This is a genomic window from Paramixta manurensis (assembly GCF_013285385.1).
GTDB lineage: Bacteria > Pseudomonadota > Gammaproteobacteria > Enterobacterales > Enterobacteriaceae > Paramixta > Paramixta manurensis.
Genome location: NZ_CP054212.1, coordinates 4,379,626 through 4,403,958, shown reverse-complemented (window position 1 = coordinate 4,403,958; position 24,333 = coordinate 4,379,626). Strand labels below are relative to the sequence as shown.

Genomic DNA, 24,333 nt, shown 5'->3' with positions numbered 1-24,333 from the left:
ATGAAAACACGAGCATTTTTCCCCCTGATGGCTCTCTCTGCAGCAGTGATCCTGGCCGGATGTGATGATACGTCATCCATCGATCAGGATCAGCAAATTGGCGCTAATCCCAAGTTGCCCGCCGCGCAAAACTTTCTGCTGCCGCCAATGAAAGTACCGAAAGGTATCGGCTGGAAAGAGGGAGAAAAACCCAAAGTGGCCGCCGGATTGAAGATTGAAAAAGTCGCCGACGGATTTGAGCATCCGCGTCAGTTGTATGTGTTACCGAATGGTGATGTGTTGGTTGTAGAGTCCAATGGTCCTGGCGATCCGATTACGCAACCGAAGCAGAAAGTTATGGGATGGGTACAGAATTTCTCCGGTTCCGGCGGGAAGGGCGGTAACCGTATTACATTGCTGCGTAACCCTAGTGGGGATGGCGTGACCTGGCAAAAAAGCCCTTTCCTTGAAAATTTGCACTCGCCGTTTGGCATTCAACTCATCGGTAGCGATCTGTATGTGGCAAACGCCGACAGTTTGATGAAATATCATTATCAGACCGGGCAGACCAAAATTACCGATCCTGGTACTGAATTAACCGAGTTGCCTGGCGGCCCGATCAACCACCACTGGACCAAATCGCTGTTGGCGAGCCCGGACGGGAAAAAGCTCTACGTTGGCGTGGGTTCGAACAGTAATATCACTGAAAATGGTATCGGCGCTGAATATCGCCGAGCTAACGTGCTGGAGGTGGATGTTGCTACCGGTGCCAGTCGCATCTACGCCAGCGGGTTGCGTAACCCAACCGGTTTACAGTGGGAGCCGCAAACCGGTCAACTCTGGGCGGTGGCTAACGAACGTGACGAAATCGGCGCGGATTTAGTGCCTGATTATCTCACGTCGGTGAAGGAGGGGGCGTTTTACGGCTGGCCTTACAGTTATTACGGTCAGCATGTTGATAAGCGCGTCCAGCCACAACGTCCTGACTTGGTCGCCAAGGCGATTAAACCTGACTATGCCCTGAGCTCACATGTGGCGCCATTGGCTCTGTGGTTCTATACCGGTACCAATCTGCCGCAAGAGTACCGCGGCGGTGCCTTTATCAGCGAGCATGGCAGTTGGGATCGCAAACCGTTAAACGGCTATCGGGTTGCGTATGTCACCTTTAAAGATGGCAAACCGGTTGGGCTACCTAAACCAGTGGTTACCGGTTTCCTTACCGATGATGGTAGTGAGGTTCATGGTTTACCGGTCGGGCTGGCGATGGATAAACAGGGCGCGTTGTTGGTTGCCGATGATGCCGGTAATACTGTCTGGCGCGTGACCGCGGCCAATGCTCCGTAACGTCTAAGTGTTACTTCTCTGCGCTCCGGTCTCGGGGCGCTTCTTTTTAACAATAAAATCAAAAGATTAATTATTTTTTCTCTCCGTTTCACCCACCTCGCTGCGAAAGAAATATGCGATCTATGTAACATAAAAGGCATATTTTTGTTAACAACAAGATCGCATCATGGAATATTGTCGACAATATTCAATAATCAGGGCGGCATGGTTTTATGGAACAGACTCTCTCTTCACGTCACTCTTCTTCAACTGACGATCCGGCCAGCGCGGTAACCCGCACATTGGCGCGTTATCTGGTTAATGCACAGCCGACCGATCTGCCTGCGGAGGTACGTGCGCATACTATCTCTTCTTTCGTCAACTGGCTGGGATGCGCGGTAGGCAGTACGCATCACCCGGCGGTGGAGATCGCACTTGCCGCGCTCAACCCATTTAGCGGCGCTCCCCAGGCGACGCTATTGGGACGAGAAACGCGTACCGATGTGTTAACCGCCGCACTATTGAATGGTATTAGCTCCCATGTTTTTGATTTTGATGATACGCACTTGAAAACGGTGATCCATCCGGCCGGCCCGGTGGCATCGGCGATTATGGCGCTGGCGGAATATCAGCATATCGATGGCGAGGCATTTATTCATGCGCTAACGCTAGGTATTGAGACGGAATGCCGCATCGGGAATGCGGTATTTCCCGATCACTACGATATTGGCTGGCATATTACCGGCACTGCCGGGGTATTTGGCGCTGCTGCCGCGGTGGGTAAGCTATTGGGGCTTGACGAGCAGCAAATGGTAAATGCGCTGGGGCTAGCCGCTTCGCAGCCGGTGGGGCTACGGGAAATGTTTGGCACTATGACAAAAAGTTTTCATCCCGGGCGCGCGGCGCAAAACGGCCTCACCGCCGCCTTGCTGGCTTCAAAAGGCTATACCAGTTCGCCACAATCGATAGAAGCGAAACGCGGTTGGGCGAATGTGGTAAGTACCCGCCAACGTTATCACGAAATTACCGGGGAGCTGGGCGAGCGACATGAAAGTTTGCTTAACACCTTCAAACCGTTTGCCTGTGGCATTGTGATCCATCCCGTCATTGATGGCTGTATTCAGCTACGTAATCAATATTCATTGTCTGGCGGTGATATTGATGCAGTCCAGTTACGCGTCCACCCATTAGTGCTGGAGCTTACCGGCAAACGTACACCGCAAACCGGGTTAGATGGAAAGTTTAGCGTTTATCATTCTGCGGCGGTTGCGTTACTGCAGGGGCGTGCCGGCGAGCATCAGTACAGTGACGAGGCGGTACGTGATGCGCAAACCGTTCAACTGCGTCAACGGGTAACGGCTGAGATCGAGCCCTCACTGGCGCCCGATGCCGCACAAATTACGCTGTTACTGAAAAATGGTCAGCGGCTGGAAAAAACGGTTGAACATGCCATCGGTAGCGTAGCGAAACCGATGGAACGAGCCGATTTGGCGGCGAAATTTACCGATTTGGTGACGCCTATATTAGGAGAAAGCCAGGCCGCTGCGCTACTTCAGGCGGGCTGGGATATTTTATCGTGCTCCGATATGAGCGACATCGCCCGTTTAACCCAGCCGAAGGCGTAATTTTATTCGTCATTATTGTCGACAATATTCAATAGGGCTAATTAATTTAGCAAGGTTCCGACAGCGCGCCTGGCGCTCCCTGTGCGCGAAGGGGGAATATTTTTACGGTTTAACGTTGTCATTTTCCGGTTGTTCTCGCCAGGGCCGGGACGGTGAATGGCATGTCAGCGGGACCGCTTTCCGACAGTGATGTGGGCGGCGGACCAGCGCGCTAAGCGAGGGAGACAATCGCGATAGCGCGACTACATGCGGGCCGATGAAGCGCCATTCAGCTTTATCGGCAATCACCCACGGTGAGGCAAAAGGCAGCAAGTACGCTGCTGGTTGGCTACCTGTTTGACGGAGAGTGTGACAATGAAAACGGGCATGTTCCGGGGCGCGAGAGGCAAAGTCTTTATGCTGATTTGCCTGATGTATTTTATTGAATATATCGATCGCGTAAATATTTCCATCGCCGCGCCTTTGCTTAAGTCGGAAATGCACATGAGTAATACGCAACTGGGGTTGGCGCTGTCAGCTTTCGGCTATTGCTATGCAATTTTCCAAATCATCAATGGCTATTTGGGCGATAAGATTGGTCCGCGGCGCATGCTGGCGATCTCCGGTCTGTTTTGGGCGGCCGGTACGATTGCGACCGGTTTTGTCGGCGGCCTGGTCTCGCTGATCTTTAGCCGCATGTTAGTTGGGCTTGGCGAAGCGGGGAGTATTCCTAACGCCACACGGGCCATGGGGAACTGGGTGCCGGTTGAGAAACGGGGTTTCGCTCAGGGCTTTACCCATTCCGCCGCGCGTGCGGCTGCGGCAATCACTCCACCGATTATGGTGGCCTTAATCCCCTTCCTGGGCTGGCGCGGCGCCTTTATTGCGCTGGGCGTCGTCAGCTTGGTATGGGTCGTGACGTGGGCGATCTATTTTCGCAATGACCCGCGCACGCATCGGGGCGTTACGCCAGAAGAGATCGCTGAATTACCGGCTTATTCCGGCCCGGCGCACCGTACTCCGGTTCCCTGGTTGGCGCTGACGCGCCGTATTTTACCGGTCACGCTGGTCTTTTTCTGTCATGCCTGGGCGCTGTGGCTCTATTTAAGCTGGTTACCTAGTTTCTTCGTGGGTGAATATGGCATTAACCTGAAAACCTCCGCCCTGTTTACTTCTGGCGTTTTTATCGCGGGCGTAGTGGGGAATACCGCCGGCGGTATGCTGACGGATGCCTGGTATAAACGGACTAAAAATCTCAATGCGGCGCGGCGTAACATCATTATTTTAGGATTTCTGGGTTCGCTCGGGTTTATGTCGTGCGTGTTGTTTATTCATCAACAAACCATTATCGCGCTGTGTCTTGCGGCTTCACTGTTTTTCCTTGAACTGACAGAAGGGCCGGTCTGGGCTGTACCGTTGGATATCGCCCCCTCTTATGCAGGCGTTGCCAGTGGGTTTGTCAGTACCGCAGCCGGGGGCGCTGGAGTCGTTTCTCCGCTGGCGTTTGGTTATATCAGCGATGTCACCGGCAGTTATCGCTTGCCGTTTATCATGTCGATTGCGTTGTTGTTGTGTGGCGTGGTGTTGGCGTTTTGGATTCGCCCCGACCATCCGTTACAAGCCGGGAAGCGTTATCCTTCATCAATGAAATCAGCGGGAGTCAATCCATGAAGTTGGAACTAAACGGACGCGTCGCGGTGGTTACCGGTGCGGCACGTAATATTGGGCGTGCCATTGCGCTTGAGCTGGCGTCTGCCGGTGCGGCGGTGGTAGTGAATGCGCAACACTCTGCGGCGGCGGCGGCAGAGGTGGTTGACACTATTGAACAACGCGGCGGACGGGCATTACTTCATCTTGCTGATATTAGTACCCCAGACGGTGCGCAGGGGCTGTTTGACGCGGCGGCGGCGCACTTTGGCGGCGTCAATATTTTGGTCAATAACGCCGCATTACGTCGCGAAGTGCCCTTCGAACAACTCGATTGGTTGCAATGGCGCGAAGTACTCTCAGTGATCCTTGATGGCGCTTATCTCTGCTGCCATGCCGCGCTACCGGCGTTACAGGCGGCGCAAGATGCCGCGATTATCAATATCGGCGGTATGTCGGCCCACACCGGCTCGGCTGGACGGGCGCACGTCATCGCCGCGAAGGCCGGGCTGGTGGGCTTGACGCGGGCGTTGTCGCACGATTTGGGTGAGCAAGGAATTACGGTGAATTGTGTGGTGCCAGGCATGATTGATACCGTGCGCGGCGCGGCAACCGGGCATAGTGCGCCAGCGCATCATGTTAAAAGCCAGCCATTGGTGGGACGGCGCGGTTCGCCGGAAGATGTCGCGCAAATGGTGGCATTTTTGGTCGGCCCGCGCGCACGTTACCTGACGGGGCAAGTACTGCACTGTAATGGCGGCGCATTTTTACCTTAACCATGTCCTCTTAGCGATCGCCAGGAAAGACGTTTGATCCGTGATTGTACTATGGAATACTGTCGACAATATTGACGCGTTAAACGCCATCTTTTCACAGTCAACGGGTAATGCTATGACGCAATCAACGGATTCAATCGCGGTACTGCGTACGGCAACGCTTTCGGGTTTGGTGCAGGAAGAAATATTACGTCGCATCAAAACCCGGCAGTTAGTGGCCGGTATGAAATTAAATGAAATGGATCTGGCTGAGCATCTGCAAATTAGCCGCAGTCCGGTGCGCGAGGCTTTTCGCGCATTAGAAGAGGCGGGGCTGGTGTCGCTTGAGAAAAACCGTGGAGCCTGGATCCGTAACATTTCGGATGAAGAAGCGGCGGAGTTGTATGAGGTGCGCGCCGGGTTGGATGAAATGGCGGGGCGGCGCCTGGCTTCAAGGATTACCGATGAAGAATTGCGTGAGCTGGAGTCAATGTTGGTACAGCTAGAGTCCAGTTCGGCGCACGATGATATTAACAACTATTTTTCCCTGAACATCGCCTTCCACGATCGGTTGGTTGAAATGGCGGGTAATGAAACCTTGTTGGATTTGTATCGCCAGGTGATTAATCGCATGCATTTGCTGCGGCGGCGCGGCTTCTCACTGGCTGGAAGTTCTCAGGCGTCGCATACCGAACACCGCATGATTTTAACCGCGCTCGCTGCGCGCGATGCGGATTCCGTTGCCCGTATGATGCGCCAGCATGTGCAACAGGGCTATCAACGCGCGTGTAGCGCCCATGAAGTTGAAGCGTTATCTGAAACGGATATCCCGGCAGCGAATTGATCGCGGCATAAGGGATATCACTACCATGTCACAGGAGTGAAACACCTTATGAGCTCGCGTTTCTCTGACTCTCGCAGTATGGCCACCCAGATCGCTGCGTGGATTGTCGATCAAAATACCTCCGCCTATCCGGCTAGCACTATCGCAAGTGCCCGCAGGTTGCTGCTTGATGTCGTTGGGCTGTGTATTGCCGCCCGTCATCAGCCCTATATCCAGGCAACGGTACAGAGTTTGGATGGCGTAGGAAAATGCACCATTCTCGGCAGGGAGGGCGGCTTCACGTTGTATGACGCGGCGTTAGTCAATGGCACGGCGGCGCACGGCGAAGATTACGATGATACTTTCGAAGGGGGGCCGGTGCATTCCGGCGCGGTGGTGGTGCCCGCAGTGCTGGCAATATGCGAGCATGAGGCGCTATCGGGTGAGGCGTTGCTGCGCGGTATTGCCGTCGGCGCCGAGATCCTGTGCCGCCTGAGTCTGGTTGCGCCAAGGGCGATTCATCGGGCGGGTTTCCATCCGACGGCGGTTATTGGCGCCATCGCGGCGGCGGGCGCAGTCGCGGCAGCGTTAGGTTTGAATTTATCACAAACCACTTCCGCGCTGGGTATTGCGGGCAGTATGGCTTCCGGCATCATTGAATATCTGGCAGAAGGGACGTCGACTAAACGTATGCATGCAGGCTGGGCTGCTCAGTCAGGCATTCGTGCGGCATTAATGGCACGGGGCGGATTTGACGGGCCGCGTACGGTCCTGGAAGGGCGACATGGTTTTTTCAAGGCGTTTGCTCCTTCGCTCGAACCCGATTTCTCCCCGGTGAGTAACGGCCTGCCCGGCGATAACTGGCTGATGTCGGATATTGCATTTAAACCCTATGCCTGCGGCACGATGACCCAACCCTATATCGATTGTGCAATAGCGTTAGCGGCGAAAGATATCGATCCGCAACAGATTCGCGAGATAGTGTGTAAGGTTGGTGAAGGAACCGTGCATCGTCTATGGGAAGAGTTGGCAGTGAAGCATCGGCCGCCAACGGCCTATGCTGCCAAATTCAGTACGCCATTTTGTATGGCGGTGGGTTTTTTTGATGGGAAAGCGGGGCTGGCACAGTTCACCGCGGAACGCATTCAGGATCCTCAATTGCTATCGCTGGCGGCAAAAATCCGCTATGAAATTGATCCGGCGAATCCTTATCCCACGCGCTTTACCGGCCATTTACGTGCGGTCATGCAAGACGGTACGGTATACGAAGAAGAGCAACCGTGGATGCGCGGCGGCGTTCAGGCACCGCTGACTGCCGATGAGTTAACCACCAAGTTCCGTGATAACGCGCGTTATGGCGGCTGGAACGATGGGGTAACTGCTCAGGGGCTGGCGCTCTGCGAGTCGCTGTTCGAATCGACCGGGATGACGCAGTTACACACGCTGCGTCAGTAAACCCGGCTTCACCGGCGTCTGTCAGGACGCCGTTTAATCGTATTCGAAATTGACCACTGCGGTAGTACTCACTCGCCCCGCCGAGAGCGATGCCGGGTCAGTCCACTATATAAAACAAATGATTTACAATGGCCTTTTTATCCTGACGAGACTTAGTGAGACTACGCGAGATCGCGTGAAACGTTACTCGATATTCTGAATCTGCTCACGCATTTGCTCGATCAATACCTTCAGCTCAATCGCGGAAGTCGTAATATCGGCGTTAATGGATTTAGAAGCCAGCGTGTTTGATTCGCGATTAAATTCTTGCATCATGAAGTCAAGGCGGCGTCCAACGGCTTCCTTCTTCTTCAGAATGTTATACGTTTCTTTAACGTGCGCATCCAAACGGTCCAACTCTTCGGCAACGTCGACACGCTGCGCCATCATCACCAGCTCTTGTTCCAGGCGATTATTTTCTAGCTGAACTTCCGCTTCCTCGAGTTTGGTGACCAGACGTTCCCGCTGCCACTTCAATACCTCTGGCATTTGCGCACGTACTTTCGCCACTTCCTGGCTCACGCCTTCCAGCCGTTGCTCAATCAGCGTTTTCAACGCCGCGCCTTCGCTTTCGCGCGCGGTAATGAAATCATCTAATGCGTTATCCAGCGTGGAAAGCAGCTCAGCGGTAATGGCATCAAGATCTTGCTCCTGCGCTGACATAACGCCTGGCCAACGTAAAATATCGACCGGATTGATTTCTCCTTCATCACTCTGCATTTTTACCCAGTTCGCCGCTTTTACCAACTGTTTGGCCAACGTTTCGTTGAGGATCAGCTCGCTCTGCGCGCCAGGATCGGCATCAAAACGCAGGTTACATTCAATCTTCCCACGCGTTAGGCGCTGACGAATGCGTTCACGAATGACGGGTTCCAAACTGCGGAATTGTTCCGGGAGGCGGATATAAGTTTCCAAATAACGTTGGTTAACGGAACGTAGCTCCCAAGCTGCGCTGCCCCAAGTTCCTTTGGTTTCACGTCGAGCGTAGGCGGTCATGCTGCGGATCATATTGCGTACCCGTTTTAAGAAGTGATGGAGGGAATTATAGCGAGCCTGGCTCTTCGACGATAGGCATAAGTCTTTGATGCGACAAATGCGCCGTTTTTAATACGGGTGATTACGCGGTTGAAGCACTGTTTTTAGCAAGAAAGTGAACGCATCCTTTGATAGCGTGAGTAGGCAGCAGCATCGGAAGCCCGTATAATGCGCAGCCACTATTAGCAAGCCGGAGAGAAACCATGCGTCCAGCAGGCCGTAGCGCACAACAGGTGCGTCCCGTCACACTGACCCGTCACTATACCAAACATGCAGAAGGTTCCGTGTTGGTTGAATTCGGCGATACCAAAGTGTTGTGCACTGCCACGATTGAAGAGGGTGTGCCGCGTTTTCTGAAAGGGCAAGGGCAGGGGTGGGTAACCGCCGAATACGGTATGTTGCCGCGCGCTACCCATAGCCGTAACGCGCGCGAAGCGGCGAAAGGCAAGCAGGGTGGGCGCACGCTAGAGATCCAGCGCTTGATTGCACGTTCATTACGTGCGGCCATTGATTTGAAAACGCTTGGTGAATATACCATCACACTGGATTGCGATGTACTCCAAGCCGATGGCGGCACGCGTACTGCTTCGATCACCGGCGCCTGTGTCGCGTTGGCAGATGCGCTTAATCACTTAGTCGCCACGGGTAAGCTGAAAGCTAATCCGATGAAGGGCATGGTGGCGGCGATCTCGGTTGGCATCGTGCAGGGTGAAGCGGTGTGTGACCTGGAGTATGTGGAAGATTCCGCGGCTGAAACGGATATGAACGTCGTGATGACTGAAGATGGGCGGATGATTGAAGTGCAGGGAACGGCAGAAGGAGAACCGTTTAGTCATGACGAGTTACTTGAACTGCTGGCGCTGGCGCGAGGCGGTATTGAAACCCTGATTCAGGCGCAAAAAGCGGCGCTGACAAACTGATGATAACAGGCGACCATAGGGTCGCCTTTTTTTGACCTATTTTAGAGGAGAGTGGAATGAAACCCTGGCAGCGCCAATTTATCGAGTTCGCCCTGAATAAACAGGTACTAAAATTTGGTGAATTCACGCTGAAATCGGGTCGTAAAAGTCCCTATTTCTTTAATGCCGGTCTGTTTAATACCGGACGCGATCTGGCATTGCTGGGGCGTTTCTACGCTCAGGCGTTGGTTGATTCGCATATTGAGTTTGATCTGCTGTTTGGGCCTGCCTATAAAGGTATTCCGATTGCAACTACCACGGCTGTGGCGCTGGCTGACCATCATGATCGCGATGTGCCTTATTGCTTTAATCGTAAAGAGGCGAAGGATCACGGCGAAGGCGGAACGCTGGTTGGTAGCCCGCTACAGGGGCGCATTATGTTGGTCGATGATGTGATTACCGCCGGTACCGCGATACGCGAATCAATGGAGATTATTGCCGCGCACGAGGCGACGTTGGCTGGGGTGTTAATTTCTCTGGACCGTCAGGAACGTGGCCGGGCAGACATTTCTGCTATCCAGGAAGTCGAGCGCGATTATCACTGCAAAGTAACGGCGATCATTACGTTGAAAGAGTTAATTTCGTATCTGGAAGAGAAGCCGGAAATGGCTGACCATCTGGCAGCGGTACGGGCTTATCAGCGCGAGTATGGTATCTAATCTTCGCCGGTGATAGGCGGGAAAGTTGGGCGGCGCTGCTAACGTGGTTAACGTATCAGATAACGTATTTCGTTAGCGGCGCCGTGGCAATGGCTTATACCAACTGGGCGGCCAGCAGCGGCCAACGTACTTCAAATTCAACCGTGGGGCGGTAGCGAAACTCGGAACGCACAAAGCGCGATAACATGCCTTCACAAAATGCCAGTAACTGGCTGGCAAGTAGCGTTTCATCGGTAGCGAACCCTTCACCTTCGCGCATTTTTCGTTCACGCATCACTTGGCGTAGCTGCACCTCAATGCGTTCAAACAACTGATTGATGCGGTCTTGTAGGCGATCCTGCTCAAACATGAGCGCGTGACCGGTCAGAATACGCGTTAGACCAGGGTTACGTTCGCCAAAGCCGAGAATCAACTGCACAATCAGCCGAAGACGCGGTAACGTCTCTTTTTCCTCTTTCAAAATCGCGTTAATGCGAGTGATCAAGCTGTCTTCAATAAATTCAATCAGGCTATCGAACATCCGCGTTTTGCTGGGAAAATGGCGATAAAGCGCCGCCTCGGAAACGCCAACATTCGCCGCAAGTTTCGCGGTGGTAATACGCTGGCTACCATCGCCTGATTCCAACATCTGCGCCAGCGCCTGTAATATTTCTTCGCGACGATTCCTTTTCGCGCTTTTTTTTTCTGCCATGACTTAAAAGACCCCTGAAATTCTCCATAAACGGGCAAATACCCACGCAACATCCGTGAGAGAAAGTCTCACGGCATTGAAAATGAAACGGTTATGTGGCGGGGCTGTACGTTATGCGTTATTGACGGCCAGAGTGACCGAAGCCACCTTCACCGCGCGTGCTGGCATCAAAATCTTCCACCAAATTAAATTCGGCCTGAACAACAGGAACGAAGACTAACTGTGCGACACGCTCGCCCGGTTGAATGGTAAAACTATCCTGACCGCGGTTCCAGACCGAGACCATCAGTTGCCCCTGATAGTCAGAATCAATCAAACCCACGAGGTTGCCCAAGACGATGCCATGCTTATGGCCCAGCCCGGAGCGCGGCAGAATGACTGCGGCCAAGGTGGGATCGGCGATATGAATCGCCAAACCGGTCGGCAACAGGGTCGTAGCGCCCGGCGACAGTTCAATGGGCGCATCCAGGCAAGCGCGTAGATCCAACCCGGCTGAACCTGAGGTGGCGTAAGTTGGCAATGGAAACTCCGTGCCGACGCGCGCATCAATAATTTTAACGTCGATTTTTTTCATCATAACGGCTGACAATCTCGTCTAATAATTGTTGGCCAAGGAGCGTCTTATCGCTGAGCGGTAAGCATTTTTCTCCGTCCTGCCAAAAAAGGTGAAGAGCATTGGTGTCGCTATTGAAACCCTGCCCGGTTTTTGAAACATCATTGGCGCAGATTAAGTCCAGATTCTTCCGCACGCGTTTTTGTTGGGCGTATTCTTCCACATTCTGGGTTTCAGCGGCAAATCCTACAACATAAGGCCTGCCCTCTGCCATAGCGCCGACCCCGGCGACAATGTCAGGGTTTTTTACCATCTTGAGGCTAACTTCTTCACCCTGTTTTTTTATTTTTTCAGCAGAAATATCCGCCGCGCGGTAGTCTGCCACGGCGGCGCTACCAATGAAAATATGCTGATCGGTTATGTGCGCCATCACGGCTTTCTGCATTTCCAGCGCGGTAACTACGTCAATACGTTTTACCTGCGGAGGGGTTGGCTGGTTTACCGGCCCGGCGATTAACGTCACCTTGGCTCCGCGTGCGGCGGCGGCGGCGGCCACTGCGAACCCCATTTTCCCCGAACTATGATTGCTGATAAAACGAACCGGGTCGAGTGCTTCACGCGTTGGGCCGGCGGTAATCATAATATTGAGATGTTGCAAGTCGTTGACGGAAGTGAATGCGTCCACCGCCCGCTCAACAATTTCCAGCGGATCTATCATGCGCCCCGGGCCAATATCACCGCACGCTTGGTTACCGCTATCCGGCCCCCATATCCTCACGCCTCGCTGCGCTAACACCTGTAAGTTATGCTGGGTGGGTAATGCCCGGTACATTTGTTGGTTCATGGCCGGGACGACGGCAATAGGCGCCTCGGTAGCAAGACAGAGCGTGGTAACCAGATCGTTGGCCATGCCTGCGGCGACGCGTGCGATAAGATCTGCCGTGGCGGGCGCTAAAATCACCAGATCGGCCCATTTACCTAATTCGATATGACCCATAGCGGCTTCTGCCGCTGGGTCGAGTAAATCATCGGATACCGGAAAGCCGGAAACGGCTTGTAGGCTAAGAGGGGTAATAAACGCTTTCGCTGCATCAGTCATGACTACGCGAACCTCCGCCCCGCGTTCACGTAACCGCCGCACCAGTTCAGGCGTTTTATAGGCTGCGATGCCGCCGCTGATGCCGAGGACAATGTGTTTGCCGGTTAATCCCATCATATCTTCCCGCCATTACGCTATTCGTTATGACGCACCCCTGCGCGCCAGAATGAACCTATTTTACCATATTCCGGCCTACGCACTTGTTAGCAGACCGCCACCTTTGCGAGGAGTCTCGAAGAAAGCCGCTTTCCTGCTGGCTTAAACGCTATTACTACAGGCAAAGTAGCGGCGATGACGGAAAGGGAGGATGGGGTGATGCAGGCGATGGAAAAGCAATTGCTGCCGCGTGAAAAATTGCAAAAACTGGGTGCCAGCGCGTTAAGCGATGCGGAGCTGTTAGCGCTGTTTTTGCGTACCGGCGTGGCGGGAAAGCATGTTTTAGTGTTAGCGGCGGAATTGTTGGAAACGTTTGGGTCGTTGTACCAAGTGATGACGGCGGACAAAACCGCGTTTGAAGATGTTAAAGGGGTTGGTACTGCTAAATTAACCCAGTTATACGCGGTTGCCGAATTAGCTCGCCGCTATTTCAATACGCAGATGATGCGTGAAAGTGTGTTGACCAACCCACAGATGACGCAAGATTTTCTGCAAAGCATGTTGGCGCATCAGGAGAGGGAGATTTTTATGGTGCTGTTTTTGGATAATCAGCACCGGCTAATTAGCGCGCAATCCATGTTTAGCGGTAGCATCAATAGCGTTGAGGTGCATCCGCGCGAGATTGTGCGTGAGGCGCTTAAACTGAATGCGGCGGCGGTGATCCTGGCGCATAATCATCCTTCAGGCTGTGCTGAGCCCAGCGGTGCTGACCGGGCTATCACGGCTCGGGTACATAAAGCTTGTCTGTTGATGGAGGTTCGCGTGCTGGATCATGTGGTGGTTGGTAAAGGTGAATTTGTCTCCTTTGCACAACGCGGCTGGATTTAGCGATGCTAAACGCGGAAGGCCGTGATTCGTGGCGTGATCTGACTCCGTTGCGTCTTTTTCACGCCTCCCGCCGTTATTTTGCGCGATCCGCAGGGATCTTTATCTGTTCGGGACTTGAGCACAGGCGCTGACCGGCGTATACTACGCCACCTTTGAGAATCTCGGGTTTGGCGTTTGGGCCTGCTCAGCGGGTTCGCATAGAACTCGCCTGGATGGGCTAATAGCCTGACGAGGCGGCCAAGACCTTATTTTTAAAGCTCGAGCTGATTTGATTTTTGGAGAATTGACATGTCACGAGTCTGCCAAGTAACTGGCAAGCGTCCGGTGACGGGTAACAACCGTTCCCACGCAATGAACGCGACGAAACGCCGTTTCCTGCCGAACCTGCACTCACACCGTTTTTGGGTTGAGAGCGAAAAGCGCTTTGTTACTCTGCGTGTATCTGCGAAAGGTATGCGTGTAATTGATAAAAAGGGTATTGATACGGTGTTAGCCGATATTCGTGCCCGCGGTGAGAAGTACTAAGGAACTGAATCATGGCTAAAGGTATTCGTGAGAAGATCAAGCTGGTTTCTTCTGCTGGTACAGGTCACTTCTATACCACCACGAAGAACAAACGTACTAAGCCGGAAAAACTGGAACTGAAGAAATTCGATCCGGTTGTCCGTCAGCACGTGATCTATAAAGAAGCTAAAATTAAGTAATTCTGGCTTCTTAGAAAAACCCGGCTTTGGCCGGGTTTTTTCGTTTTATGAGGTTGGGAAATGTAATATGAGGAGTTGGCATGCCTGAACTACCTGAGGTGGAAACCAGTCGCCGTGGTATTGAACCACATCTGGTTGGTGCAACTATTTTACATGCAATTGTACGCAATGGGCGTTTACGCTGGCCGGTCTCGCAAGAGATCCACGCCCTTAGCGACCAACCCGTGCTCAGCGTGCAGCGTCGGGCTAAGTATTTATTACTGGAATTGCCCGCCGGTTGGATCATCATCCATTTAGGGATGTCAGGGAGTTTGCGTGTTTTGCCGGAGGAGATACCGGCGGCAAAGCATGATCATGTCGATTTAGTGATGAGTAATGGCAAAGTGCTGCGTTATACCGATCCTCGCCGCTTTGGCGCATGGCTGTGGACGCCAGAGCTTGAAGGGAGCAGTGTGCTGGCGCACCTGGGGCCAGAACCCTTGAGTGAGGACTTTAGCGGCGATTATCTGTTTGCAAAATCGCGTGGTAAACGCACCGCCATCAAACCGTGGTTGATGGAGAACAAATTGGTGGTTGGCGTAGGAAATATTTATGCCAGCGAGTCGTTATTTGCCGCCGGGATTTCACCCGATCGCCAGGCAATGGATTTAACCATCGAAGAAACAGAACTGTTGGTAACCACCATTAAAGCGGTGTTGTTGCGCTCCATTGAACAGGGTGGTACCACGCTAAAAGATTTTCTCCAGTCTGATGGTAAACCCGGTTATTTTGCTCAGGAGCTGCAGGTTTATGGGCGAGCAGGGGAGCCTTGTCGGGTATGCGGTACGCCGATTGAGAGCGCCAGGCATGGGCAGCGCAGCACATTCTTTTGCCGGCGTTGCCAGCGTTAACATATCACCACAATAAAATGGAGGCCGTGAGGCCTCATTTCATAATTTTGCTAACAGAGCCTGATAGATAGGTTCCGGCAGGAAGGCTTTGACATCGCCACCGTGGCGAGCAACCTCTTTCATCAATGAAGATGACACAAACGAAAACTCTTCCGACGGCATGAGGAATACGCTTTCCAGCGTCGGGAGTAGGTGGCGGTTCATGTGCGCCAACTGAAGTTCATATTCGAAATCTGATACGGCGCGTAACCCGCGCACGAGCACATTCGCGTTCTGCGCTTTGGCGAAGTTAGCCATTAAATCACTAAAACCAACGACTTCGACATTGGTTAAATGGGCGGTGACTTGTTGTGCCAATTTCACGCGTTCCTCAAGCGTAAATAAGGGCTTCTTGCTTGGGCTAGCGGCGATAGCCAATACCACCTTATCGAACATCAGGGCGGCACGGCTAAGAATATCCAGATGGCCATTGGTCAACGGATCGAACGTGCCTGGATAGATAGCTTTGGTGCTCATAAGCTGCCTTCTTCCGGTTGTGATTCGGTATCCGGCAAAGCTTAGTGGCTTTGCGGAGGCAAGTAAGGTTCCAGAAGTTGTAGCAGACGCTGTAACGCCCCTTGGTTCTGGTGCAAGACGTCAACGGCATGTCGACCATAGTAAAGGCGATAGTCTTCGTCAGTTAACAGACTGCTAATTTCTTTTTCCAGTGAGGTGACATCCGTAATAGTAATCAGACCTTCGGCTTCCTGCAATTTACGGCAAATATCGGTGAAGTTGTGGGTATAGGGGCCCATTAATACCGGTATGGCATGCGCCGCAGGTTCCAAAGGATTGTGCCCCCCGCGTTCGATCAGACTACCGCCAACGAAAGCCAGATCGGCAATCCCGTAAAGCAGCATCAGCTCCCCCATACTGTCGCCAATCACCACTTGAGTGCTACCTGACGGGATTTCGCCGCTGCTACGCATAATGAAATTCAACTTCTTCTTTTGTACCAGTTCACGCACCGGCACAAAGCGCTCCGGATGGCGGGGTACCAGAATCAGCAAAAGGTCGGGAAAACGTTCTAGCAGACGGGCGTGGGCATCAAGAATAATGGACTCTTCACCCTCATGGGTACTGGCCGCGATCCAAACCTGGCGGCGTGGAGCCCACTGGCGCCTAAGTGTTACCGCGCGTGCAGCAAGCTGTGGAGTGACGGAAATATCAAATTTGAGGCTCCCCGTAACGGCAATTTGCGCCGGACGTGCGCCAAGCTTGATAAAATGTTCTTTATCCGTTTGATGTTGTGCGGCGATTAAGGTAATTCGTCGCAAGATGTCGCTAATAAATACGCCCAGTTTTTGGTAACGTGCCGTTGAACGTTCCGAAAGGCGAGCGTTTGCGATCGCGAGCGGAATATGGCGGCGATGGAGTTCAGTAATAATGTTTGGCCACAGTTCCGTTTCCATAATGATGAACAGTTTTGGATTCACTTCATCAAGGAAACGATTAATCGGGCCGGGCAGATCGTAAGGGATATAGACGTGGGAAACGTGTTTGCCAAACGCAGACTGTACCCGTTCAGAACCGGTCGGCGTCATTGTCGTAACCGTAATCGGCAACGTCGGGTAGCGGTGCAACAAAGCACGGACTAATGGAATAGCTGCCAGCGTCTCTCCAACGGAGACCGAGTGGAGTACAATACCGCCAGGGGTAACTTTTCCGTGGCAATAGCCATACCGTTCCGCCCAGCGTTTACGGTATGCAGGCGCTTTACGACCACGAATCCATAGCCTTATCCAGATTAGCGGTTGTATAAGGTACAGAAGTGTAGTGTAGAGCGTTTGCAGCATAGCCATAGGGTTATCTTAGAAAGTTGCATGGGATTCTATGTATTTAACTGGGGCTTTGCCATTACTTTTCCCCCGAGGCGAGTGTTTTTTCAGGAATTTGATTATTATCTTTTTGAATTTAAAGAGTTTTAATGTAGATATATTGCTGATTGATCTTTTAATCATGAGGGCCAACATTCGAATTCGGATGTTTAGTACATTATAGTTGTTTGTCATATTTTGCCTTTGATTTATAAGATATTAAAGGGTTTTTGTCTAAAAAACATTCATATCGGATTGCTATCAAGGCCGTGCTACACTACTCGGCTATAAATGTAAGACGTATCGGTCAGTGATCGGGTTGCTGGAGAGCCTGGGGCGGTAGCGTGCCCGGATAGGTTCTCAACATCGCGTTAACAACAACGAAGAGCGGCTTGTGGAAAAGCGATTTAACAAAATTTTAGTCATTAAAATGCGATTTCATGGGGATATGTTGCTGACGACGCCGGTTATCAGCACTCTGAAACAGAGTTACCCTAATGCGAAAATCGACGTGCTTTTGTATCAGGATACTATTCCAATTTTATCGGAAAATCCGGATATCAATGCGCTGTATGGCGTCAGTAATAAAGGCGCAGGAACAAGAGCGAAAATTTCCAACTTTTGTTCTTTGGTGAAGGTATTGCGGCAAAATCACTATGATTTGATCGTAAACCTGACGGATCAATGGATCGTTGCGATGTTGGTCCGCATGATAAGGGCAAAAGTCAAAATATCCCAAGATTATACCCATAGACAGGCATCGTTCTGGCGTAACAGCTTTACTCATTTAGCTCCTCTGAAAGGGGAGAATGTGGTTGAAAGTAATCTGTCAGTATTAGACGTGCTTCAGCTCAAATCACGCTGTACTGAAACGACCATGAGCTATAAAGCTGAGCATTGGCAACGTATTCAACATGAACTCGCTAAGTTTGGAGTCGGCGAGCATTACGTGGTGATACAGCCCACGGCACGCCAGATTTTTAAGTGCTGGGATGATGAGAAATTTTCGCAGCTTATTGACGCTTTGCACGCGCGCGGATACGACGTTGTTCTGACATCTGGCCCAGGAGAAAGCGACTTGGCGTGTGTTCATGCCATTGCTACTGGATGTAAAACCGCTCCGGTAACTGCTTTAGCGGGAAAAACGAGTTTTCCTGAGTTGGGCGCACTGATTGATCATGCTGATCTCTTTATTGGTGTGGATTCCGCACCGGGTCATATTGCTGCTGCTGTAAACACCCCGATTATTTGCTTATTTGGTGCGACGGACCATGTGTTTTGGCGTCCGTGGTCAAAAAATATGATCCAGTTCTGGGCGGGGGATTATCAGCCAATGCCGCCTCGTGAACAGCGGGATCGCAATAAACGGTATCTCTCGGTTATTCCAGCTACTGATGTTATCTCCGCAGCGGAACGCCTTTTGCCGCCACATCGTGCATCTTTATCGATGGATCAGGAATCATGATTGTTGCCTTTTGCTTGTACAAATATTTCCCGTTTGGTGGATTACAACGCGATTTTATGCGCATTGCGCAGACGGTGGCTGCACGTGGCCATCAGGTTCGTGTATATGTTCAATCCTGGCAGGGAGAGTGTCCAGCTGAATTCAAATTGATACAGGTGGCTGTTAAATCCAGAACCAATCATGGTCGTAATGCTGAGTATTACCAATGGGTACAGGCAGATCTCAAACAACACCCAGTTGATCGAGTTGTCGGGTTTAACAAAATGCCTGGACTTGATGTGTATTACGCCGCGGATGTTTGCTATGCAGAGAAAGTTGCACGCGAAAAAGGATGTTTATATCGGCTGACCGGGCGTTACCGACATTATGCGGCTTTTGAGCGAGCGACTTTTGAGCGGGGCGCCAAGACAACGTTATTGATGTTGACGGAAAAACAAATCGCTGATTTCCGAAACTACTATGATACCGAGCCAGAGCGATTTCTTATTCTGCCACCGGGAATTTATCCCGACCGTAAATACAGTAATCAGATCCCCGAAGCTCGCAAAATATATAGAGAAAAGAATGGGATAACAGAGCATCAGAATCTGTTGTTGCAGGTGGGTTCCGATTTCACCCGTAAAGGTGTTGATCGCTCAATTCAGGCTGTGGCAGCTTTGCCTGAAACCATTAGACAAAACACCTTGTTGTACGTTGTTGGCCAAGATAAACCTACCCGCTTTGCTGCGATCGCGGAAAAACGAGGCGTGGGGAAAAATGTACGCTTTTTCTCTGGTCGTAACGATGTTGCAGAATTAATGGCTGCGGCAGACCTCTTAATGCACCCTGCATATCAGGAAGCCGCAGGTATTGTGTTACTTGAAGCGATAGCTGCAGGTTTACCGGTACTTGCAACTGAGGTTTGTGGTTACGCACATCACCTTACTAAGGCTAATTGTGGCGAGGTTATTACCGAACCATATCGGCAGGAACGCCTGAATAATGTGCTCTGCAACGCGTTAAGTAAGCCGGCATTGCGTCAGGCATGGGCGGATAACGCGCGTTCTTACGCCGATACGCAAGATTTATACAGTTTGCCAGAGCGTGCCGCAGATATAATTACGGATAATCAACATGGTTGAACTCAACGAGCCGCTGGCGACCCTGTGGCGAGGTAAAGATCCTTTTTCTGAAGCAGAAAAACTGCAGGGGGACGTTTTCCGTGCCCTGGAAACCCGCAAAACATTGCGTTTTGAGATCGCCGGAAAAGGGTATTTTATTAAACTCCATTACGGTACGACTCTCAAAGAGGTGGTGAAAAACCTTCTTTCATTGCGCTTGCCAGTCTTGGGCGCTGATCGTGAGTGGAAAGCCATTCATCGTCTTGCCGAACAGGGCGTAGATACAATGAAGGGGATTGGCTTTGGTCAGAAAGGGCTTAACCCGTTGCGTCGAACCTCTTTTATCATCACCGAGGATTTAGCGCCGACCATTAGCCTGGAAGACTATTGCGCGGATTGGGTCAAAAACCCTCCGGAACTACATGTTAAACGCGCAATTATAAAACGTGTTGCAGAGATGGTCAGAGAAATGCACCGAAGTGGTATTAATCATCGCGACTGTTATATCTGTCATTTTTTATTGCATTTACCCTTTGATGGTACTGAAAATACATTAAAACTATCGGTTATTGATTTGCATCGCTCACAAATTCGAACAAAAGTACCACGTCGTTGGCGAGACAAAGATTTAATTGGCCTATATTTTTCGTCTCTGGATATCGGGTTGACAAGGCGTGATTACATCCGCTTTATGATGACTTATTTTCCTTGTGATAGTCTCCGTGAAAATTTAAAGATAGAAAATGAATTGCTTCGGCACATCGACATGAAAGCTGAGAAGATAAAAGAAAGGACTATCAGAAAGTCTCTATGATATGGATAAAAATACTATGTATTTTAATGCAGATGAAATAGTAATTGAAAGCATCGAATTTATCTCTGATAATTATTTTTATGATGAGGTTAACGTAAGCCATATTACTTACGGTACGGATCGTGCCTTTCTCATGGGATGTGCAGTATCAATTGTTTCAGTACTGAGAGAGAGTAGAGGGAAAAATCTGCATTTCCATGTATTCACTGATGAGTTAAATGAGGATGAAAAGAACAAGTTTAAAGAAATTTCGAGTCAATATAAAACAAAAGTTACAATACATTTCATTGACAAGTTAAAACTTACCCTTCTTCCCGTTAATAAATTATGGTCAGCAGCTATCTACTATCGATTTATTATTGCTGATTTTTTTGCTCATAAAATAGATAAGGTAATCTATCTCGACTCTGATGTGTTGTGCATAGGGAGTATTAATCCACTTTTTGATATTGCTTTGCAGAATAATGTCTTAGCTGCAGCTACCGAAAGAAATGATGTTTGGTGGAAAAATAGGGCAGAGAGGTTGGGGGAACCTATTCTAGCCGATGGTTATTTTAACAGTGGCGTTCTGATCATTAATATTGTTGAATGGCAAAAACAGCAGATAACTGAAAAAGCGATGGCTGCGCTTTCGGATAAGAATCTCATAAATAAAATAACTTATTTTGATCAAGACGTTTTAAATTTAGTTGCATGCAAAAAAGTTATGTTTCTGGATAAAAAATACAATACACAATATAGTATCAACTATGAGTTAAAAAAAGACCCCATCCGACCATTATATACAGATGTAAGGCTCATCCACTATATTGGGCCTACAAAACCATGGCATGCTTGGGCAAACGAATATTTGGTGACAGATTTTTTTCTTACAGTAAGAAACGCATCCCCATGGAAAAGTTCACCATTGCTGGAGCCGGTAAGTAGTAGTCAATTACGCTATGCTGCAAAACACGAAATAAATAAAAAGAATTACTTCAGAGGGTTTGTTTTTTACTTTAAATATTTTTTGTCAAAGATTATAAAAAGTGAATGAAATTTATGGATTATAGACTCGCTGACTCAGTAAGTGCTGCTGACGAAATAGACTACTCTAGCCCTTTACAAGATAATGTGCTTAACGTTACCTATGGTGTGGATGAGAACTATCAATTTGGTGTTGCTATATCTATTGTTTCACTACTGACTAATAATAAAGATAAGCAATTCTGTTTTCATTTATTTTTAAATGAATGTCAAATAGATTACCGTAATAAATTAAACTCTATTGCAAAATATTTTAATACAAAGATAGTTGTTTATATTGTCTCCGTCGATTTTTTTTCAAAGCTACCAAGTACTAAAATTTGGTCTTATGCTATGTATTTCAGACTTCTTGCATTCGAGTATTTGGGCCAAAGCTTAAAAAGAGTTTTATACTTAGATGCTGATGTTTTTTGCAAAGGTAGCGTTGATCAATTAGTTACATTAGATTTAGAAGATAATATTGCTGCAGTCGTTAAAGACTTATCATCAACGCTGACTAAAAGTACATCTAAGTTAGGACAGGAACTATTATCTGGAGTAGAGTACTTTAACTCTGGCGTCATGTTAGTTAATTTGTCCATTTGGCGTGCGTGTGGTCTAACTAATATTGCCATTGATATGCTGTTAGATCCTGAGATTGGTGGTAAAGTTAAATATCCTGATCAAGATATTTTGAACATTATTTTGAATGAAAAAGTTATTTATTTACCAAAAAAATTCAATTGTATCTACTCGATTAAAAATGAATTGAATGATAGAACGCATTTACGTTATAGAGATATTATAAAAGAAGACACTATATTAATTCACTATACGGGAATTACTAAACCTTGGCATGAATGGGCTGACTATCCATCAACAAAATATTTTTATGATGCTTTTAAATTATCGCCATGGGATAAAAGTGGTTTAAAAAAAGCAATTTCTGTTACTGAAAAGCAAAAAGAATATAAACATAGATTAGCAAAAAAAGAATATGTGTTAGGCCTATATAAGGCTATATCTTATAATCTTTCTAAGTTAAAAAATAAATGGTTTTGAAATGATAAGTTCCTATCGATATAAAGGTCTTTTTGTTTATCTAAAAGATAATGATTCAAAGTATAAAAGCATTTTGGATGATGTACTAAAATATAAAGTAAAAACCTTAAAGGTACTTAGAAATATTGATGATACTAAGGTCTCATTAATAGAAACATCGTATGGAAAATTTGTATATAAGGTATTTGCTCCCAAGAGTAAAAAAGTTGAAAGGTTTTTAAAGTCATTTGTTAAAGGTGATTATTATAAAAATTTAATTTTTGAAACTGACCGGGTGAGAAGTACAGGATTGCTTTTCCCGAATGACTTTTATTTCTTAGCCGAGCGAAAGATATTTAATTATGCAAGTGTCTTTATTATGCTAATCGAGTATGTCGAGGGAGTAGAGCTAAGCGATTTAGAGATTATTGAAGATAATATTAAATCAGAAATAAAACTTTCTATGCAGAAACTGCATCAAGTAGGTATGTTATCAGGGGATCCGCATAAAGGGAATTTTATTATTAGTAATAGCGGAGTTAGAATTATTGATTTATCAGGGAAAAGTTGTAATTCTGAGAGAAGAGCAAAGGATCGCATGGCAATGGAACGGCATTTAGGAATAAAAAACGAAATAAAAGATCTAGGATACTATAAAGTTATCTATAAGTTGCGGTTCCGTAATTTTATGAAAAAAATAAAAGGGAAGAAATAGTTTTTAATTCTAGTTTTATCATTAGTTTTTAATTTCACGATACTGTTTGGATAATTTATGGATATAGTTAAAGAGGGAATCAGTAATATATATACATTAGGTAAAGTAGATAAACATTGTGGCAAGCCAATCCTTGATATTGCATATGGCGTAGACAATGATTTCCTACTTGGTGCCGCGATATCGATGCAATCGATAGCGTTGCACAATAGTGATATTTTACTCAGATTCCATATATTTACTGACTCTATAAATGACGATTACTTAAAACGGGTAAAAGATTTTACTAATTCGAGGAAAAATACATTAGTAAGAATATATAAGATTTCTGATGGTTTTAATAAAATATTTCCTAGTGCCAGGCAATGGTCTTATGCAACTTTTTTTCGTTTTATTGCTTTCGAGTATTTAAGTGGCGAATGCGATAAAGTGCTCTATCTTGATGCTGATGTCATATGCAAAGGAAATTTATATGAACTATTTGAAATTAAGTTTGATCGGAACCATTTCGTAGCAGTAGTTAGGGATATTCCTTATATGCAAGGAAAGCCTGCAATTCGTTTAAATATAGATAATTTAGCGGGTAACTATTTTAATGCTGGTGTTATATTTATAATGCTGTCTGAATGGAAAAGCCGTAAATTATCTGAAAAAGCAATAAATATGCTTGCTGATGATCCAATGCATGTTAAATATAAATGTCTTGATCAAGATATACTAAATATATTATTTTTTAGCCATTGTCTATTTATGAGCGGCAATTACAATTGCTTTTATGGTTTAGACTATGAGCTTAAGAACAAAGACGCAAATGAATATAAAAAAACCATTCATGAAGACACAAAGTTGATTCATTATGTCGGCGTGACGAAACCTTGGCATAATTGGACTGACTATCCCTGCCAGAAATTTTTTAATGATGCTTTTTTGGGTTCGGCATGGTGTGATATACCTCTATCTAATGCTAAAGGTGAAAAGCAACTTAAGTTAAAATATAGACATTATAGAAAAAGTGGATGTTATATTTCTGCAACCTTTTCTTATTCAAGATATATTTTTGAAAAACTAAAAAGAATAATGAGATAATTTAATTTTAATAAAAATTGCTATACTTTTTATTAAACTTTAAGGTCCTCTA

General features: G+C 48.3%; 25 protein-coding genes. 19 read left to right on the top strand and 6 right to left on the bottom strand.

The features are described from left to right. From PMPD1_RS21165 to PMPD1_RS21140, 6 genes are all read left to right on the top strand, one after another. Nucleotides 1–1,323 carry a PQQ-dependent sugar dehydrogenase gene (locus tag PMPD1_RS21165; RefSeq protein WP_173635897.1) on the top strand — a complete coding sequence of 441 codons (1,323 nt, stop codon included), beginning with the start codon at nt 1–3 and terminating at the stop codon, nt 1,321–1,323. 212 nt (nt 1,324–1,535) lie between these two features. Next, nucleotides 1,536–2,927: an MmgE/PrpD family protein gene (locus tag PMPD1_RS21160; RefSeq protein ID WP_173635896.1), complete on the top strand. Its 1,392-nt coding sequence runs from the start codon at nt 1,536–1,538 to the stop codon at nt 2,925–2,927. Nucleotides 2,928–3,281: 354 nt separating this feature from the next. Continuing rightward, nucleotides 3,282–4,577, top strand: coding sequence for an MFS transporter (locus tag PMPD1_RS21155; protein ID WP_173635895.1), 1,296 nt, complete (start codon nt 3,282–3,284; stop codon nt 4,575–4,577). Beyond that, complete coding sequence (locus PMPD1_RS21150; protein WP_173635894.1) at nt 4,574–5,329, top strand: SDR family NAD(P)-dependent oxidoreductase; 756 nt, start codon at nt 4,574–4,576, stop codon at nt 5,327–5,329. The genes PMPD1_RS21155 and PMPD1_RS21150 overlap by 4 nt, the downstream gene beginning before the upstream one ends. A gap of 115 nt (nt 5,330–5,444) precedes the next feature. Then, complete coding sequence (locus tag PMPD1_RS21145; RefSeq protein ID WP_173635893.1) at nt 5,445–6,152, top strand: FCD domain-containing protein; 708 nt, start codon at nt 5,445–5,447, stop codon at nt 6,150–6,152. A 48-nt stretch (nt 6,153–6,200) separates the two neighbouring features. Further along, on the top strand, nt 6,201–7,586 hold the full coding sequence (locus PMPD1_RS21140) for an MmgE/PrpD family protein (protein ID WP_173635892.1): 1,386 nt from the start codon (nt 6,201–6,203) through the stop codon (nt 7,584–7,586). 183 nt (nt 7,587–7,769) lie between these two features. Here the strand turns inward: PMPD1_RS21140 and PMPD1_RS21135 are convergent, their stop codons facing one another. Next, complete coding sequence (locus PMPD1_RS21135) at nt 7,770–8,633, bottom strand: YicC/YloC family endoribonuclease (RefSeq protein ID WP_173635891.1); 864 nt, start codon at nt 8,631–8,633, stop codon at nt 7,770–7,772. Between the two features lie 230 nt (nt 8,634–8,863). Between PMPD1_RS21135 and rph the strand changes: the two genes are divergently transcribed. Then, a complete protein-coding gene (gene rph, locus PMPD1_RS21130) occupies nt 8,864–9,580 on the top strand; it encodes a ribonuclease PH (protein WP_173635890.1) in 717 nt (238 codons plus the stop codon). A gap of 56 nt (nt 9,581–9,636) precedes the next feature. Next, nucleotides 9,637–10,278 carry an orotate phosphoribosyltransferase gene (gene pyrE, locus PMPD1_RS21125; RefSeq protein WP_173635889.1) on the top strand — a complete coding sequence of 214 codons (642 nt, stop codon included), beginning with the start codon at nt 9,637–9,639 and terminating at the stop codon, nt 10,276–10,278. 94 nt (nt 10,279–10,372) lie between these two features. Here the strand turns inward: pyrE and slmA are convergent, their stop codons facing one another. The 3 genes from slmA to coaBC form a co-directional block, all read right to left on the bottom strand. Then, nucleotides 10,373–10,969 carry a nucleoid occlusion factor SlmA gene (gene slmA / locus PMPD1_RS21120; RefSeq protein WP_173635888.1) on the bottom strand — a complete coding sequence of 199 codons (597 nt, stop codon included), beginning with the start codon at nt 10,967–10,969 and terminating at the stop codon, nt 10,373–10,375. Between the two features lie 118 nt (nt 10,970–11,087). Next, nucleotides 11,088–11,546, bottom strand: a complete 459-nt coding sequence (gene dut, locus PMPD1_RS21115; protein WP_173635887.1) for a dUTP diphosphatase — start codon at nt 11,544–11,546, stop codon at nt 11,088–11,090. Then, on the bottom strand, nt 11,524–12,738 hold the full coding sequence (gene coaBC, locus PMPD1_RS21110; protein ID WP_173635886.1) for a bifunctional phosphopantothenoylcysteine decarboxylase/phosphopantothenate--cysteine ligase CoaBC: 1,215 nt from the start codon (nt 12,736–12,738) through the stop codon (nt 11,524–11,526). Before coaBC ends, dut begins: the two co-directional genes overlap by 23 nt. Nucleotides 12,739–12,936: 198 nt before the next feature. Between coaBC and radC the strand changes: the two genes are divergently transcribed. From radC to mutM, 4 genes are all read left to right on the top strand, one after another. After that, a complete protein-coding gene (gene radC / locus PMPD1_RS21105) occupies nt 12,937–13,605 on the top strand; it encodes a RadC family protein (protein WP_173636310.1) in 669 nt (222 codons plus the stop codon). Nucleotides 13,606–13,893: 288 nt separating this feature from the next. Continuing rightward, nucleotides 13,894–14,130, top strand: a complete 237-nt coding sequence (gene rpmB / locus PMPD1_RS21100) for a 50S ribosomal protein L28 (RefSeq protein ID WP_173635885.1) — start codon at nt 13,894–13,896, stop codon at nt 14,128–14,130. 11 nt (nt 14,131–14,141) lie between these two features. Further along, on the top strand, nt 14,142–14,309 hold the full coding sequence (gene rpmG / locus PMPD1_RS21095; RefSeq protein ID WP_001051798.1) for a 50S ribosomal protein L33: 168 nt from the start codon (nt 14,142–14,144) through the stop codon (nt 14,307–14,309). A gap of 80 nt (nt 14,310–14,389) precedes the next feature. Beyond that, nucleotides 14,390–15,199 (top strand): bifunctional DNA-formamidopyrimidine glycosylase/DNA-(apurinic or apyrimidinic site) lyase, encoded by an 810-nt coding sequence (gene mutM, locus PMPD1_RS21090; RefSeq protein ID WP_173635884.1) that lies wholly within the window; start codon nt 14,390–14,392, stop codon nt 15,197–15,199. 39 nt (nt 15,200–15,238) lie between these two features. Here mutM and coaD read toward each other — a convergent pair whose 3' ends face one another. Both coaD and waaA read right to left on the bottom strand, forming a co-directional pair. Further along, nucleotides 15,239–15,715: a pantetheine-phosphate adenylyltransferase gene (gene coaD / locus PMPD1_RS21085; RefSeq protein ID WP_173635883.1), complete on the bottom strand. Its 477-nt coding sequence runs from the start codon at nt 15,713–15,715 to the stop codon at nt 15,239–15,241. Between the two features lie 41 nt (nt 15,716–15,756). Further along, the gene (gene waaA / locus PMPD1_RS21080) at nt 15,757–17,031 is read right to left on the bottom strand and encodes a lipid IV(A) 3-deoxy-D-manno-octulosonic acid transferase (RefSeq protein ID WP_173636309.1); all 1,275 of its coding nucleotides are present in this window, start codon (nt 17,029–17,031) and stop codon (nt 15,757–15,759) included. Nucleotides 17,032–17,449: 418 nt separating this feature from the next. Here waaA and rfaQ point away from each other — a divergent pair, with 418 nt between their 5' ends. From rfaQ to PMPD1_RS21045, 7 genes are read left to right on the top strand one after another with little or no spacing between them, the layout of a single operon-like run. Then, a complete protein-coding gene (gene rfaQ / locus PMPD1_RS21075; RefSeq protein ID WP_173635882.1) occupies nt 17,450–18,520 on the top strand; it encodes a lipopolysaccharide core heptosyltransferase RfaQ in 1,071 nt (356 codons plus the stop codon). Beyond that, nucleotides 18,517–19,641 (top strand): glycosyltransferase family 4 protein, encoded by a 1,125-nt coding sequence (locus tag PMPD1_RS21070; RefSeq protein WP_173635881.1) that lies wholly within the window; start codon nt 18,517–18,519, stop codon nt 19,639–19,641. Before rfaQ ends, PMPD1_RS21070 begins: the two co-directional genes overlap by 4 nt. Continuing rightward, nucleotides 19,634–20,434, top strand: a complete 801-nt coding sequence (rfaP, locus tag PMPD1_RS21065) for a lipopolysaccharide core heptose(I) kinase RfaP (protein ID WP_173635880.1) — start codon at nt 19,634–19,636, stop codon at nt 20,432–20,434. Before PMPD1_RS21070 ends, rfaP begins: the two co-directional genes overlap by 8 nt. A 1-nt stretch (nt 20,435) precedes the next feature. Then, the gene (locus PMPD1_RS21060; RefSeq protein ID WP_173635879.1) at nt 20,436–21,470 is read left to right on the top strand and encodes a glycosyltransferase; all 1,035 of its coding nucleotides are present in this window, start codon (nt 20,436–20,438) and stop codon (nt 21,468–21,470) included. 5 nt (nt 21,471–21,475) lie between these two features. Continuing rightward, nucleotides 21,476–22,501, top strand: coding sequence for a glycosyltransferase family 8 protein (locus tag PMPD1_RS21055; RefSeq protein ID WP_173635878.1), 1,026 nt, complete (start codon nt 21,476–21,478; stop codon nt 22,499–22,501). A 1-nt stretch (nt 22,502) separates the two neighbouring features. After that, nucleotides 22,503–23,195: a lipopolysaccharide core heptose(II) kinase RfaY gene (rfaY, locus tag PMPD1_RS21050; RefSeq protein WP_173635877.1), complete on the top strand. Its 693-nt coding sequence runs from the start codon at nt 22,503–22,505 to the stop codon at nt 23,193–23,195. Between the two features lie 57 nt (nt 23,196–23,252). Next, the gene (locus PMPD1_RS21045) at nt 23,253–24,281 is read left to right on the top strand and encodes a glycosyltransferase family 8 protein (RefSeq protein WP_354292714.1); all 1,029 of its coding nucleotides are present in this window, start codon (nt 23,253–23,255) and stop codon (nt 24,279–24,281) included. Nucleotides 24,282–24,333 lie beyond the last annotated feature (52 nt).

Coding starts and splice junctions, on each gene's coding strand:
- slmA (WP_173635888.1), bottom strand. CDS start 10,969: ATGGCAGAAAAAAAAAGCGCGAAAAGGAATCGTCGCGAAGAAATATTA.
- coaBC (WP_173635886.1), bottom strand. CDS start 12,738: ATGATGGGATTAACCGGCAAACACATTGTCCTCGGCATCAGCGGCGGC.
- PMPD1_RS21135 (WP_173635891.1), bottom strand. CDS start 8,633: ATGATCCGCAGCATGACCGCCTACGCTCGACGTGAAACCAAAGGAACT.
- rpmB (WP_173635885.1), top strand. CDS start 13,894: ATGTCACGAGTCTGCCAAGTAACTGGCAAGCGTCCGGTGACGGGTAAC.
- PMPD1_RS21045 (WP_354292714.1), top strand. CDS start 23,253: ATGGATATAGTTAAAGAGGGAATCAGTAATATATATACATTAGGTAAA.
- PMPD1_RS21165 (WP_173635897.1), top strand. CDS start 1: ATGAAAACACGAGCATTTTTCCCCCTGATGGCTCTCTCTGCAGCAGTG.
- coaD (WP_173635883.1), bottom strand. CDS start 15,715: ATGAGCACCAAAGCTATCTATCCAGGCACGTTCGATCCGTTGACCAAT.
- rfaY (WP_173635877.1), top strand. CDS start 22,503: ATGATAAGTTCCTATCGATATAAAGGTCTTTTTGTTTATCTAAAAGAT.
- PMPD1_RS21155 (WP_173635895.1), top strand. CDS start 3,282: ATGAAAACGGGCATGTTCCGGGGCGCGAGAGGCAAAGTCTTTATGCTG.
- rpmG (WP_001051798.1), top strand. CDS start 14,142: ATGGCTAAAGGTATTCGTGAGAAGATCAAGCTGGTTTCTTCTGCTGGT.
- rfaP (WP_173635880.1), top strand. CDS start 19,634: ATGGTTGAACTCAACGAGCCGCTGGCGACCCTGTGGCGAGGTAAAGAT.
- PMPD1_RS21060 (WP_173635879.1), top strand. CDS start 20,436: ATGGATAAAAATACTATGTATTTTAATGCAGATGAAATAGTAATTGAA.
- rph (WP_173635890.1), top strand. CDS start 8,864: ATGCGTCCAGCAGGCCGTAGCGCACAACAGGTGCGTCCCGTCACACTG.
- pyrE (WP_173635889.1), top strand. CDS start 9,637: ATGAAACCCTGGCAGCGCCAATTTATCGAGTTCGCCCTGAATAAACAG.
- dut (WP_173635887.1), bottom strand. CDS start 11,546: ATGATGAAAAAAATCGACGTTAAAATTATTGATGCGCGCGTCGGCACG.
- PMPD1_RS21140 (WP_173635892.1), top strand. CDS start 6,201: ATGAGCTCGCGTTTCTCTGACTCTCGCAGTATGGCCACCCAGATCGCT.
- PMPD1_RS21055 (WP_173635878.1), top strand. CDS start 21,476: ATGGATTATAGACTCGCTGACTCAGTAAGTGCTGCTGACGAAATAGAC.
- PMPD1_RS21160 (WP_173635896.1), top strand. CDS start 1,536: ATGGAACAGACTCTCTCTTCACGTCACTCTTCTTCAACTGACGATCCG.
- mutM (WP_173635884.1), top strand. CDS start 14,390: ATGCCTGAACTACCTGAGGTGGAAACCAGTCGCCGTGGTATTGAACCA.
- PMPD1_RS21145 (WP_173635893.1), top strand. CDS start 5,445: ATGACGCAATCAACGGATTCAATCGCGGTACTGCGTACGGCAACGCTT.
- radC (WP_173636310.1), top strand. CDS start 12,937: ATGCAGGCGATGGAAAAGCAATTGCTGCCGCGTGAAAAATTGCAAAAA.
- PMPD1_RS21070 (WP_173635881.1), top strand. CDS start 18,517: ATGATTGTTGCCTTTTGCTTGTACAAATATTTCCCGTTTGGTGGATTA.
- PMPD1_RS21150 (WP_173635894.1), top strand. CDS start 4,574: ATGAAGTTGGAACTAAACGGACGCGTCGCGGTGGTTACCGGTGCGGCA.